General features: G+C 65.6%; 8 protein-coding genes and 2 pseudogenes. 5 read left to right on the top strand and 5 right to left on the bottom strand.

What is annotated here, in order from left to right:
* Positions 1-397 precede the first annotated feature (397 nt).
* Together ACFVH0_RS30820 and ACFVH0_RS30815 are read left to right on the top strand one after the other, a co-directional pair.
* Entirely contained in the window at positions 398-3,160 is a 2,763-nt protein-coding gene (locus ACFVH0_RS30820) for a Helicase associated domain protein (protein ID WP_385825528.1), read from the top strand.
* A gap of 1,576 nt (positions 3,161-4,736) precedes the next feature.
* Positions 4,737-5,339, top strand: a complete 603-nt coding sequence (locus ACFVH0_RS30815; RefSeq protein WP_385825526.1) for a PH domain-containing protein — start codon at positions 4,737-4,739, stop codon at positions 5,337-5,339.
* A gap of 77 nt (positions 5,340-5,416) precedes the next feature.
* Here ACFVH0_RS30815 and ACFVH0_RS30810 read toward each other — a convergent pair.
* Positions 5,417-5,807: pseudogene (locus ACFVH0_RS30810) on the bottom strand (hypothetical protein); the annotation flags it as partial.
* 196 nt (positions 5,808-6,003) lie between these two features.
* On the opposite strand from ACFVH0_RS30810, the pseudogene ACFVH0_RS30805 reads away from it, so the two are divergent.
* The 3 genes and pseudogenes from ACFVH0_RS30805 to ACFVH0_RS30795 form a co-directional block, all read left to right on the top strand.
* Positions 6,004-6,549 (top strand): annotated as a pseudogene (locus ACFVH0_RS30805) (helicase associated domain-containing protein); the annotation flags it as partial.
* Between the two features lie 1,018 nt (positions 6,550-7,567).
* On the top strand, positions 7,568-7,735 hold the full coding sequence (locus ACFVH0_RS30800) for a hypothetical protein (protein WP_385825532.1): 168 nt from the start codon (positions 7,568-7,570) through the stop codon (positions 7,733-7,735).
* An 89-nt stretch (positions 7,736-7,824) separates the two neighbouring features.
* Entirely contained in the window at positions 7,825-8,373 is a 549-nt protein-coding gene (locus ACFVH0_RS30795) for a DUF1062 domain-containing protein (protein WP_385825524.1), read from the top strand.
* A gap of 87 nt (positions 8,374-8,460) precedes the next feature.
* On the opposite strand, the gene ACFVH0_RS30790 is transcribed toward ACFVH0_RS30795, so the two are convergent.
* From ACFVH0_RS30790 to ACFVH0_RS30775, 4 genes are all read right to left on the bottom strand, one after another.
* Entirely contained in the window at positions 8,461-9,030 is a 570-nt protein-coding gene (locus tag ACFVH0_RS30790) for a DinB family protein (RefSeq protein ID WP_385825522.1), read from the bottom strand.
* 25 nt (positions 9,031-9,055) lie between these two features.
* Complete coding sequence (locus tag ACFVH0_RS30785; RefSeq protein WP_385825520.1) at positions 9,056-10,558, bottom strand: alpha/beta fold hydrolase; 1,503 nt, start codon at positions 10,556-10,558, stop codon at positions 9,056-9,058.
* 244 nt (positions 10,559-10,802) lie between these two features.
* Positions 10,803-11,216: a hypothetical protein gene (locus ACFVH0_RS30780; protein ID WP_358947658.1), complete on the bottom strand. Its 414-nt coding sequence runs from the start codon at positions 11,214-11,216 to the stop codon at positions 10,803-10,805.
* Between the two features lie 45 nt (positions 11,217-11,261).
* Entirely contained in the window at positions 11,262-11,897 is a 636-nt protein-coding gene (locus ACFVH0_RS30775) for a hypothetical protein (RefSeq protein WP_241196958.1), read from the bottom strand.
* Between the last annotated feature and the right edge of the window lie 1,067 nt (positions 11,898-12,964).

The raw sequence follows: 12,964 nt of genomic DNA, 5'->3' as shown, positions 1-12,964 counted from the left end.
CCGCAGACACGACGCGCCGCCGCTACGCGGCGGAAGACGACAACGCACTCCGTGCGTTGTTCCCGGGACTTCGTCCCGGGGTTGCCGGTCCACTCCGTGGCCCGGGCAGTCAACTTCGTTGACTGCGGCCCGGCTCGCTCCGCGATCCGGGCGGCGGGTTGGGATGGTCTTGCTGGGAGGTTCGGTGACGGGTCGTGAAGTCCAGGGCTTCTTCCCTGTTCTCTGGTCCCTTGAGTCCCTGTCAGGAGGGTTCAGGGGCTGGCAAGGACAGTCCTGCGCAGATGACGGACTGGCGGTTCGGAAACACTTCTGCAGTCGGCGTGCGTCACTCTTTATACCCAGCTAGATTAAGGAGTGCGAGCCGACACCCTGCCGCTGTCCCTGGGGTCGGTTGTCTGTGTCCTGGCTGTCGCTGAAGAAATACATGTTGCTGTACATGGATCCGGGTCTTTTCTGGCTTGGAAATATCTCTGAAGCGGTCGAGGAGAGGAAATTTTTGATGACGCTGAAGGAGTTGTTTCCGCATCAGGTGGAGGCGGTCGACGCGGTTCTGAGGGTCTTGCAGACGCCTGCGAGCGGACACCTGCCGGCCGAGGGACTGCGGACCCAGGTCATCGCCGCGACCGGCTCCGGGAAGACCCTGATCGCCGTCGCGGCCGCCGAGAAACTCGGCGCGCGGCATGTCCTGGTCCTCGTGCCGACACTGGACCTGCTCACCCAGACCACGGCCGCATGGCGGGAAGGAGGCCGTACAGGGGCAATGATCGGGGCCTGCTCACTCCGCGCGGAGGACTCCGATGGTATGCCGTGCACGACCGATCCTGGTGAACTCGTCGCCTGGGCACGGGGTTTGGAGCGGGTGACGGTGTTCGCCACGTACGCCGCCATCGGCCTCGGCATCCTCCAGCGCGCCCATGGTGCCGGGCTTGGTGCGTTTGACCTGATGGTCGTCGACGAGGCGCACCGCACCAGTGGGTACGCCGGGAAGCCGTGGGCCGCGGTGCACGACCAGACGAAGATGCCGGCGACCCGCCGGTTGTACATGACCGCCACGGCCCGGATCTGGGAAGCACCCGAGCACGCCCGGAGTGGTGAGGGCGGGGAGCCGCGGTTGACCGCGAGCATGGACCCGGGGTCGCGGGTGTTCGGGCCGGTGGCATACAAACTGACGCTCTCACAGGCGGTGAGCCGAGGGTTGGTGGCGCCGTATCAGGTGGTGTGCGTCGATATTTCCGATCCGGAGTTCCATCAGCTGCGCCAGGAGGCCGGGTACGGGTCGGACGCCGCACGCGGAGCACGGCTCGCGGCACTGCAGACCGGGCTCGTGACCGCGGCCGCCGAAGAGAACCTGCGCAAGGTACTGACATTCCACAGCCGGGTCAGCGAAGCCGAAGCCATGGCCACAGGCATCGTCGACGCGGCCAGGAAACTGTGGGAAAACGATCCGCGACGCTACCCGGAACCGAAGCGGGTATGGGCCGACTGGCTGTACGGCGAACACCCGCCCGCCCACCGGCGTGCCGTGCTGGAGGAGTTCGCCTCCGACACCATCACGAACCCGAACCAAGGCCAGGGGCAGGGGCGGGCGCAGCTGGTCGAGGGTGGCCTCGGGAGGCGCAACAAGGATGGCAGGAATGGCGGAGGCGGCAGAGGTGGCAGGGGTGGGCGGGGGTCGGGGAAGGGGTTGGTGCCGGCGGCGTTGCGGGTGCTCAGCTCGGCGAAGGTGTTGGGTGAGGGTGTCGATACGGCGAATTGTGATTCCGTCGCGTTCTGTGATGCACGGGGGTCGATGATCGATATCGTGCAAATGGTCGGACGCGCCCTGAGAATGAAGCCGGGGGCAGGGAAGATTGCTTCTCTGATTGTTCCCGTATTCCTCGCACCAGGTGAAACACCGGACGAAATACTGACCTCGGATGCCTATGGAACCCTCGCGAAGGTCCTCGGGGCGTTGCGGGCGCACGACACCGAAACGATCGAGCACCTCGCGGATCCTCGTGTCCGGAGCGGGAGTTGGCACTCGGAGGGTGCCGGGGAAGGCGAGGCGGTAGCTGAGCGGGAAGTGTCGGAGGGTGAGCGGGGACCGAGCACGCCTGCGCAGGAGCTGCTGAAATTCAGCACGCCCCGGGATCCTGCCTTGCTGGCACAGTTCGTGAAGCTGCGGGTCATCGAGCCGGAGAACACGTTCTGGCGGCGCGGAATCCAGGCATGCGTTCGGTACGTGAAAGAGACCGGAGCGCAGCAGCTGCGGGTGCCATACGACTACATCACCCCCGATACCTGGATGCCGGCCGGGTTCCCACTCGGGACCTGGCTCACCGACCAGCGCAAATCCCACAAAGCCGGACATATGGATGCGGGACGAGTGGAACAGCTCGACGAGCTGGGCATGGTCTGGTCCCACCAGGACGTCGCATTCGAGGAAGGCCTCACCGCCGCCCGCGCCTGGGCCACCGCGCACGGACACCTCCTGCCACCCACCACCGCCGTCTGGGACCGATACCCCGTCGGGACCTGGACCAAAAACCAGCGATACGCCGCCCGGACCACGGACACGGTCGTGCAGCGAAGGCAGGCCGGCCTCCCCGTCCCTTCCAGTGCAGGTGCCTTGACCGAAGCGCGACGCGCAGCACTGGAGGAGATCGACCCGGGATGGTGCCCTGCATGGGACACCGGATGGCAACGGTGCTTCCGCCTCACCCAGAACCTCCTCCAGAACGGCGGAACCCTACCGCTAGCGGCCGGCAAAGCAATCGTGCAAGGAGAAGACCTCGGACGCTGGGTCACCACGCAGCAGCACGGGTGGGAACAACTCCTGCCCGCACAGCAATGGCTCCTGGAAAACACCCTCGGCATCGAACCCGCCGAAAAAGCCGAACAGCCGGCACGAAGGACGCAAGACGACATGTGGGCCCTCAACCTCGCAGCCGCACGGCAATACCACGCCCGAGAAGGACACCTGCGCGTACCCCGCAAACACATCGAACACCTGGAAAAAGCAACAGCCGAGAGGACAACGGGCCCAGCAAGCCATCAAGCAAATGCTAACGGGATCGTGGTCATCAAGCTCGGCACATGGCTCGACAACACACGCAAACGCGCCCACAAACTCACCGAACAACGACGAACCGACCTCGACCACCTCGGCATGCGCTGGTAAAAAGCGGCTGTGGGTGCAGATGCGAGGCGCGAGACGCCCCTCTGCTGAGTGGTGCATTGAGGTCAGCACGGCGACGAAGTACAGGACGCGGACGGATTCGATGTCGTCGGCTCAACCATTGATCACCATCATTCAAAAGGGCGGTCGGGCCGACTGGAGCACGAAGGCAACGCATGGTCCCGGGCAGTGGCCCTGCTGCGCGAAGACTCTCTCCCAGACCGCATGCCTGGTCGACGTGTTGGCCCACCTCACGAGAAACGCTCCGGCCGAGTGCGGCATTGCCGCAGGCCGGTGGGCACGGCATGGTGAGAGGGAGGTTACGCGGAAACTGGGGGAGCAAGTGGACGAGACATCGTGGGCGCAACGTCGAGTCTCGACGAACGGTAGGACCCAACGACTCCCTCGGACACTCCTTGTCCTCGCACTGATCGATCTGGCCTGGGAGATCCTCAAGACGAATCTGGACAAGCAGGATCACACTGTATGGCCATGGCGTCTTACAGTTCTTGACACGTCCACGTGCGCCGCAATCGTCGGACTGCTCGTCGGCATCGTGGTGACTCGAAGCCAGCTGTCTCAGACCTTGCAGCCCGTTCTCAGTTGGTCGGCACAACCGGGCCATAGCCACAAGGTGCCGGACTCTTTGCGAACCGTGTCCCTCATCAACGCCGGTGGTGGACGATCTGTGGTGCGCTCTGTGTCCTATCGTCTGGAGGCATCGCCACGGCATAGCGGCCAGGTTGAGATCCCGACCGGATGGATCTCCTGGCGCACCGCACTTGAAACCCTTGCGGCACTTGAACTGGACTGGGACCGCGATTTCTACCTCCTCCATCTCGATCGCGGAGCTGCCATACCGACGACCAGCAACCCCCGGGATGGGATGGAAGTTCTCGCGCTGGGTCCCAAGGCCGCTGAGCGATTGTCTGTTCTCGACATCAAGGTTCAGGTCACAGACGTGTTGGGTGATGTCCATGAACGCGATCTACAGTGCATCCGTCCGCCTGGGCATCGGCCGCCTCGCAGTAGCCGGACGCAGAGTTCCGGCCCTGACGTCCGCTCCTCAACAGATTCTGGCGCATGAAGCGCATCCTGGGACCGCAACTGGTCCTCGGACTGCTACTCCACGAACGGCTGCTGTCGGTGAACGGACAGGAAACGTTCCAAATCCCTTCCCGAACCCGCTGACACTGGCTCATTCCCTGCTTTTCCCGACGGCGAGACAGGCCCCAGCCGTGCTGCGTCCCGCCGTCAACGGGGACCGGTACCTGTCTTGTGCACTCCATTCCGGCGCGGACCTAGGAGCTTTCACTTCTCTGACCAGGTAGTCCTCCCCCAGTGACCAGCCAATCCACACTGCTTGTCCAGCACCAGCGCCTGGCCATCACTTCTCAACACCCCATAGAAGTACCCGAATCGGCCCGGCCCACAGCGCCCACCCCCGGACACCAGACTGAGATCCATCCCGGACACGGAAGCGAGAACTCCCAGTTCATACGGGATGTCCCATCACGCTTCGCCGGTGAGGAGCTGTGCGTCATGTACCCGCCGCCCGAGACTCAACGAAGGAAACATCATGACCACACCCTCCAACACCACCGAAGGGCTTTGGCTCCCCGCTGAGCGGGCGCGCCGCGGCGGGTTCTACCTCGGTTTGACCCTCGCGGCGATGCTCTGCTTGGTGCTCTTCGAAGGACTCATTCTCTTTGTGGTCGGCGTGCTGATCATGGGTGAAGACATGGGCTTCATGGGTGAGGCGGGTGTCGCCGGCTATGTGGGACTACCGGTGTTGGGGGGAGCCGTGACCCTGCTGCCGCTGATCGCCCTGGCGTCGCGATATCCGGCCCTGCGCATCGATCCGGCGGGCATCAGCAAGGTGCAGCGTGGGGGCACGGAGACCGTGCGGTGGGCTGATATCGACCAGGTTCGGTTCAACAGCAGGCAGAGCCTGCTGCTGTTGGTGCTGAAGGAAGCGGCTCTCCCGGAGAAGCCGATCGCCGTTGGCAGGCGGAGGATGGTTGTTCACTACTCGCTCGGAAACTCCCTCTGGCGCCGGCGGAGGCCGAATCACCCTGCCTTGATCGTTGATGCAGTCGAACGTTTCGCTCCGGGAAAGTACACCGACCTGCCCTGGAACCTGGGCGCGGGCGGCGCGAAGGGCGCGGGTGCCTCGGCGTAAGGAGGGGCGCCTCGACGTCGAGAGAGAGGCAGCCCGTGACCGGGCCGCCCCCTCCTCCGTTTTGTGCGGTGACCTGCTCAGTCCAGGTCCGTCGGCAGCCAGCCCGTCTGAATCAGGGAAGACGCGCTGCGGCGGGAGACGAACAGGCCGCGGCCCGGCGGCAGCGGGCGGGCCTTCACGTCGCCGAGGAGCTCGCCCTCACCGGGGTGACCGGACAGGACGACGCTAGGGGCGCCCAGCTCCTTGAAGCGCTGGATGAAGGGCTCGTACGAGGAGCGGCCCGCTCCCGCGCTGCTGCGGGCGATGATGAACTTCACCCGGCGTCGCGGGCGCACGGCAGATTGTCGACCAGCATCGCCATGGGGTTGTTGGAGGACGTGGCGACCAGGTCGTAATCGTCGACGACGATGAACGCCCGGGGCCCCGCCACCAGCTGCGCGTACGCAGCTGGTGCTGCGGGGTCACATCCTGGCATCGGACGCCTACAAAACCCTCTCGAAGGTCCTCGGGGCCCTGCGGGCGCACGACACGAACACCATCGAGGCACTGGCCGATCTCCGCGTCCGCAGCGGACAGGAGGACACCGACGACCAGGACCAGGAGCACGACGGTGAGGACACCGTGGACGCCCTGGAGGATGGGGACGGGGCGGGGGTGCGGGTGAGTGGGGCGGCGGCCGGGGTGCTGCGGTTCAGCGAGGAACGCGACCCCGCCGTCCCGGCTCGTGCGGCTGCGGGTCATCGACCCGGAAGGGGCGTGCCGGAGGCGCGGGATCGAGGCGGCCGGACGGTGGCTGCGCGAGACCGGGAACACCGTGCTGCGGGTGCCCTACACGCTCGTCACCCCGGAGGGCTGGGGCGGCGTCGGCGGATACCCGCTCGGGCAATGGATCGCCGACCAACGACGCGCCTACACGGCCGGGACACTGGAAGCCGGACAGGTGGCCGAGCTGGAAAAGCTCGGGATGGTGTGGTCCGAACAGGACGCGGCCTGGGCGGACGGGCGCGCCATCGCCAAGGAATACGGCGCCGCCCACGGGCACTTCCTCCAGCCGACCACCGCAACGTGGGACGGGCATCCGATCGGGGTGTGGGCGAAAAACGCGAGGGCCGCGGCGCGCAGGGCGCGGGAGAACGAGGAGCTCCGTACGGCCGGCCTCCCCGTCCCCTCGGCGGCCGGCGCGATGAACCAGGCGCGGCAGGACGAGCTGGACACGATCGACCCGGGATGGTGCCCTGCATGGGACACCGCGTGGCAGCGCTCCTACCCGCTCGTCCAGATCCACGTCCAGGCCGGCGGAACCCTCCCGGAGGCTGCGGGCGTGTCGTCGTCCAGGGCGAGGCCCTCGGCCGGGGTGAACGCGCAGCGGTTCGGGTGGGATCCGCTGCTGCCCGTACAGCAGCGGGTCCTGGAGAACACCTTCGGGATCACACCGACCGAGGAGGATGAGCGGCCGGTGAAGCAGACGCAGGATTCGAAGTGGGCCCTCAACCTCTCGGCGGCACGGCAGTTCCACGCCCGCGAAGGACACCTGAGAGTCCCCCGCAAGCACGTCGAGCAACCTGCGGCCCGACAGGCCGTCAGAACGCCACTGACGAGCCCGTGGTGGTCAAGCTCGGCACCTGGCTCGAAAACGTCCGCAAGCGCGCCGCGAAACTCCCCGAACAACGCCGAACCGACCTCGATCAGCTCGGGATGCGCCGGTAGACGACCGGGGTGCAGATACGAAAGGGCCGGAGGATGCTGCGTACGGCAGGTGGAAACGGGCGCTCGGCCCACTGAGCGTCTCGGGCCTGGTTACAACCGCTGGCTTCAGCGCCTTGTCTTCATTCTCATGACATTTAGTCGAAGGTCACAGTCCTCTGAACGAGTGTGGCGGGTCGGCCGAACGTCAGGATCACTTCCTGCGTCCGTTCACCTGGGGACACATACGCCAGCTGGAGTCCGCCAGGCGGATGTTCACCTGCAACCTGACCGTACCTGGAGCCGGCTGACAGGCCGCTGGTACCACCGGCTGAACCACCTCATCGCGGCCGGCCCTCATCTCACCCGCACCGGCAATGCCTCGCGCCTCCACCACGCTCCGAAGACACCCGCCCCTCCCCCACACCAAAATCCCCGCCCGAAAAACAGAACACCAGGCCACAACAACCGAACTACCGGATACCCGAAACTCCGTCACAGCGGACACACTTCGTTGAGACCGGCGACGTCGATGCTTTCCAAGATTGGCGTTCAACAGCCGGCGGGCCTGCCGGCCGGCTTCGGCCATGATTCGCCGGACAGAGCTTGGCATCGAGGCGCTCGAAAACCAGTGGCACGGCGCCGACGTGCGCCATTACCGTGCTGCCGGGCCAAGTCGTCTAGGCAAGGACGTTCCGTTGTACACCCTGTGAGATCTCCCGTGCGCTGTTCTGTCGCGCGTCGCGCTTGTGCGCCGCGCTTCTTTTTGCTGCGGACTTCTCACTGAAATCGGTGTATTTCTGTGCTCGAAAACTGGGTGGTCATGCCCACCTGCCTGCCGATCGTTCTCCGCCGTCGCCACACGTGCACGTCCGAGCGTTTCCGGGCAAACGGCAAATTTCGCATCAACGCAAACCACAAGCTCATCGACGCTTGGCTCCTCGTGCTCTGCACCGCTTGCGGGGAGACTTCAAAGCTCGCGGTCCTGGAGCGGGTGAATGTGCGCTCCGTACCGCCTGAGCTGCTGGACCGGCTGCATGGCAATGACATCAGCCTGGCGGCCGAGTTGCTCCAGGACCCGGTCGTGCAGCGTCGTAATCGCATCGCTCTGGACTGGACCGACGCCTGGCGCCTCGACACCGGCAGATCAGATCATCTGGACCGCGAGGTGATCGACGTCTCGGTCCGCTTTGGGGCGCGGATTCCTGTCCGGCCGGTGCGGCTGATCGCTGAAGGCTGTGGTCTTTGGCGGGCCGAGGTCGAAAGACTGATCGCGAAGGGCAAGATCGTCTCGACAGTCCGGCTGAGTGGCAAGCTCTCCGGCGACTTCGCCTTCCTGCTCAAGCGCTAGCCCTTCTCGGAACCATGGGTCTGTCCTGCGGCTCTCGCCGGACAGGCCCTGGAGGCCGCCGTGGAGCTTGACCACGGCGGCCTCCGCTCACTGGCCCACTCTTCCGTCGATGCACTCGCGCAGCAGGTCTGCGTGCCCGCAGTGACGGGCGTACTCCTCGACCCTGTGCACCATCAGCTCGCGGACCGCGATCCCGTCCTTGCCCAGGCGCTCCCCCAGATCTGGATGCTCGGCCAACGCGGCGTCGGTCGCGGCCTGTTCCCGCGCCAGGTCGGCGTACGCAGCGTCGACCAGGGTCTGATCGGCGACGGCTTCGTCGAAGTCCGCGTCGCGCTTGCCGTACAGCTTGGACAGCGGCTCACCGTCGCTGATCCAGTTGCGCCAGTCCCGTTCCACCTCGGCGAGGTGTCGGACCAGGCCGAGCAGCGACATCGTCGATGGTGGCACTGACCGACGCGCCAGTTGCTCCGCGTCCAGGCCCTCGCACTTCATCCGCAAGGTCAGGCGGTAGTCCGTCAGGAAGCCCTGCAGGGTTGGAAGTTCGCCGTCCGGGCCGACTCCTTCGCTGTTGCGGGAGTCCTTGTCCGGGTCGGCCCACATGTCCGGGTAGACGGTCGCCTGGGTCCATCGTGCGGGTTGATCATTCATGTGCTCCATGTTGGTCTGCGGGAGCCCGGGCCCGCTAGTGCTTTTGGGTCTGAAGTGTTCTTCTCGGGTTGGTGAGGTAGGCGTCGATCACTCGCATCGCCTTCTCCGTCCCGCCTCTGCGGTAGAGCCAGTGGCCCACGACGTCCATCGTGAACAGGGACGCCTTCGGGAAGGAGCTCGCCATTCGCTGCGCGCCCGGCAGGGGGGTCGCCAGGTCATGCGTGGCGTTGGCCACGAGAACGGGTGGGAGGTCGCCCTTGACCCGGGCCGGCCGGGGCTTGGGCGGCATGGTCCAGCCCTGGCAGCCGAGGATGGTGTCGAGGGCCTGGGCGTTGTAGCGGGTGTGCGGGGCGGCCTTCGCGGCCCTCTTCAGGATGGCCCGGTACTGGGCGTAGTCGCGGATCCGGAGGTCGTAGTCCCGGCACAGCACGAGCCGGAAGACAGGGTCGGTGCCGGTGGCGAGCCAGCGGACCTCGCCCTTTCCTGTGTACAGGGCTGCCAGTTGCTGCGCGGTGCTTTCCGGGCTCCCCTTGCCGAGTGCGAAGGTGAGGAAGTCGGACAGCTTGTCGGCGTCGACCTTGGTCCGTGTCGGTCCGTCCGGGCCTGGTTCGCGCAGTGTGCCCGCGTCAGCGCGGGCGAACAGATTGTCGGTGACGGCTGTCAGGTCTTTGCCCTTGAGCGCGCAGGCTGCGTCCTTCTTGCACCAGGCCGCGAGCCGCTTCAGGGTGCTGTCGATGGTGACGCTGCCGTCAATGAGGTATCGCTCGGCGTTCGGCTGGTCCGGATCCATCGCGCTGTCGAGTGCCAGTGCTCGGAGGTTGCCCGGGAAGAGCCGTGCGTAGCGCTCGCCGAGGAACGTGCCGTAGGAGTGGCCGAGGAAGCTGATCCGGCGTTCGCCGATGGCGGCACGGATCGCATCCATGTCACGGACGACGCTCTCACCGTCCATGTGGGCGGCGAGCGGGCCCGTCCGCTTCAGGCAGTCGGCCGCCAGGCGGCCGTTCGAAGTGCGGAGCTGCTCGAACTCGGCCGCGTTGCGCGGGCGGGCCGGGATCGAGTCGAGGATCGTCTCGTCACAGTGGGCCGCACCGCTGCGGCCGATGCCTCGTGGGTCGAAGCCGATCATGTCGAAGCGCTGGAGCATGGTCGCGGAGTACCCGCTGATGGGGTCGTCCGCGTACAGGGCGTCGTCGGCCCCGGCCGCCCCGGGGCCGCCCGGGTTCGACATGAGGACGCCAATCCTTCGGGCGGGGTCTGTGGCTCGGTAGCGGGCGACGAAGATGCCGGTCTTCGGGCCCTTCGGCTTCGACCAGTCCAGCGGCACCTCGACCGTCCCGCACTGGGCCCTCGGGCTGGGGTCGGGGTAGGGCGGATCGGCCTTGGGGCAGGCGCCCCAGCGAATCGGCGGGACGGAGGCGGTTGTGCCGGATGGTTCCTGGGCGGCCGCGGTGCCAGGGGCTCCCAGGGCGGCGGCCGCGGCGGACAGGGCCAGGAGCGCTGAGATGACCCGCCGTCTCGTGTTCGGGCTCGTGTTCATGCGCGTCACTGTTTCGGCCCCGTATGACGGTGCCTCCATGGGCACATGGTGGGAACGTAACAAGGCGTTCGGAGGTCGCTGTCGGGGGCTGGTTGCACCAGTGCGGTCAAGGGTGGCGGGCTGTCGACGGCGGCGCCTCGCCGACTGTCGCGCGTACCGGTATAGTGAGGCGCACAACTTGTTGTTCAGGCACAGAGGCCCCACCATCCCAGATGGCGGGGCCTCTGTTTTGTCTTCTGTCGGGTCAGGCGATGCGGAGGTCGGGGCGGCCTTCGGTCGGCGGTGCCGCTCGGTATTCCGGTAGGTGGATGGTGGGCAGTTTGCCGCTCTTCATCTCTTCGAGGGCGTACGCGAAGGCGGCTTCCATGTCCGTCACGCTCTCGTACTTGGCGGCGAGTGGGTGGAGTCGGTAGCGGTTGCCTCCGCGGCCTTCGGCGCGGGAGCGCAGCACGAGGTTCAGCTCGAACAGCGGCTCCATCAGTGCGCTGACGGTGGGCGGCTTCACCTTGTACTCCACTGCCATCTCGCGCTGGCTCGGGAGTGCGCCGCCGTTCTCGCTGCGGAAGATCAGGTACTGAAGGAATTTCACCGGGGCAGCTCCGATGGGCAGCGCCCAGATGCGCTCAGCGACGAGCGGCGACATGACTGCAACGGCCATCGGTGCCTTCCTCCATATCGAATCGGCTTGTCGTGGTAGCGGGCATCACCCTGTGCGCTTCCTTCTGACAGGCTCGGGCACTTCGCCATCCAGGTTAAGGTCCAGCGCTTCCTGGTGGTGAACCAGCTCCGGACCAATTCTGTGCGGAAACGCTGTCGGATCGTCATCATGGTCCGCGGCGATCTGGGCGAGCACCTCGTGCTGGGCGGTGCTGTTGCCCTGGAACCAGAGGGTGACGTTGAGTCGAATTCTTCCGTTTCCAGCCGGTTCGAGCCACTTGTATTCGCAGAGGGTACGGACGGCACGGTTCACGGTGGGCCGGGTGATCATCTTGGCGCCGGGCTTCTTGGCCGCGAGTCCGTTCAGGCCGTCGGTGATCTCCTGCTGGGTGTACTCGGCGATCCCGGTGCCGGGGCGCTGCCCGCCCGCTACGTACAGGAAAACGCACAACTGGCTCTTCGTGATGCCGTTGGCGATGAAGAGCTGGGGAAGCAGCTGCGTGAACCAGTTGCTGGCGAGGCTGTAGCCGGCGCCTCCGGCGAAGCTGTGGACGGATCGCGGGTCGTTCTCGTACTCGAAGGTGACGCCTTTGAGCTTGCGCTTGCCTGCCCTTGGCTGCGTTGTCTCCGGGGCAGTCGTGCCGAGTTGCTCACCCAACAGATTCAGGATGTCGTCGAACACGGCGTTGCTCTCCGGCGAGGACGCGGGAGATGGCACTGCTCGGGGCCGACGCGGCTGGCGCGACGGCGTTTCAGATGTCACTGGACCCTCCTTGTTGCTCAGGCGGTCCGAGGCTATCCCAAAAGTTCGGCTGAGCCTTACTTTTGACGGCTCGACACGCTTCGAGTCTGAGAGGGCGACGCGCTCGCTTCAAAAGTTTGCCTGAGCCGAACTTTCAGTGCACGAAGACAGCCGAAGTTCGGCTGAGCCTAACTTCCAGTTTCGTTCTGCAGCACATTTTGATCGAATCGGTGTCACCGGCCGGGGTGTTCACCGGGAATCAGCACTCCCCTGACCTGCGGTTTCTCCGGCGCGCACGGCCGATTCGAAAAGTTAGGCTGAGCCTTACTTTTGAGGCCAAATGTGCTGGCCAGGTTAACATTTCGACCTACCAAATGTGTCGGCCAGAGCATGATCAACATCGCATATATGCAGGTCAGAGGCTTACGGAGGCTCGGCGCCTCTTATAAAAGAAGACTCGCACCCGACGTGCTGCATCAATCGGAGCCGGGGTGTGTGCCTGTGTCAGCGACGAGTCATCAGCGTCAGCACGGCCTGTGGGCACTGTTCCTGAGCGGGCGTCATGGGCTTAGCCATCTACTCACCGGACTGAACCTCAGCCGACGAAAGCCAGCCCCGACGATAGGTTCATGGATCCTGCGGCGGGAGTGCCCACCCGAGCCACCCACTCGGATCAGCCACTGTGCCGCTTTGATCACCCGCGGTGTCACTGACCCGACGGGCCGCGATGGTTCAGCGGCCGAGTCGAGGCGGACGCGGTCCCGCGATGGACAAGATGCCCTGAGAAGCATGCTGTTGCTGCTTTTGTAGCTCCGCCCGAAGGCTGAGCTGCATCGGTGGGTGAGAAGGGCGGCGCATTGTATCTCATGCCTTGAGAAGGCGGGCCACTCCCCCACAGCCAAGCAACGTGTCCGCTCGTTGTGGGGGGGGGGTTAACGCGGGGGTGGAGCCACCCCAACAAAAAAAAACACAAGAAGGAGATAAAAAAAAACACAGCCCCCCCACCC

The organism is Streptomyces sp. NPDC127117 (genome assembly GCF_042677325.1).
Classification (GTDB): Bacteria; Actinomycetota; Actinomycetes; order Streptomycetales; family Streptomycetaceae; genus Streptomyces.
This window is presented reverse-complemented; position numbering and strand designations above follow the sequence as displayed.

Bases quoted from the DNA above. Each gene is read 5' to 3' on its own strand.
- ACFVH0_RS30815 (WP_385825526.1), top strand. From the start codon at position 4,737: ATGACCACACCCTCCAACACCACCGAAGGGCTTTGGCTCCCCGCTGAG.
- ACFVH0_RS30785 (WP_385825520.1), bottom strand. From the start codon at position 10,558: ATGAACACGAGCCCGAACACGAGACGGCGGGTCATCTCAGCGCTCCTG.
- ACFVH0_RS30790 (WP_385825522.1), bottom strand. From the start codon at position 9,030: ATGGAGCACATGAATGATCAACCCGCACGATGGACCCAGGCGACCGTC.
- ACFVH0_RS30780 (WP_358947658.1), bottom strand. From the start codon at position 11,216: ATGGCCGTTGCAGTCATGTCGCCGCTCGTCGCTGAGCGCATCTGGGCG.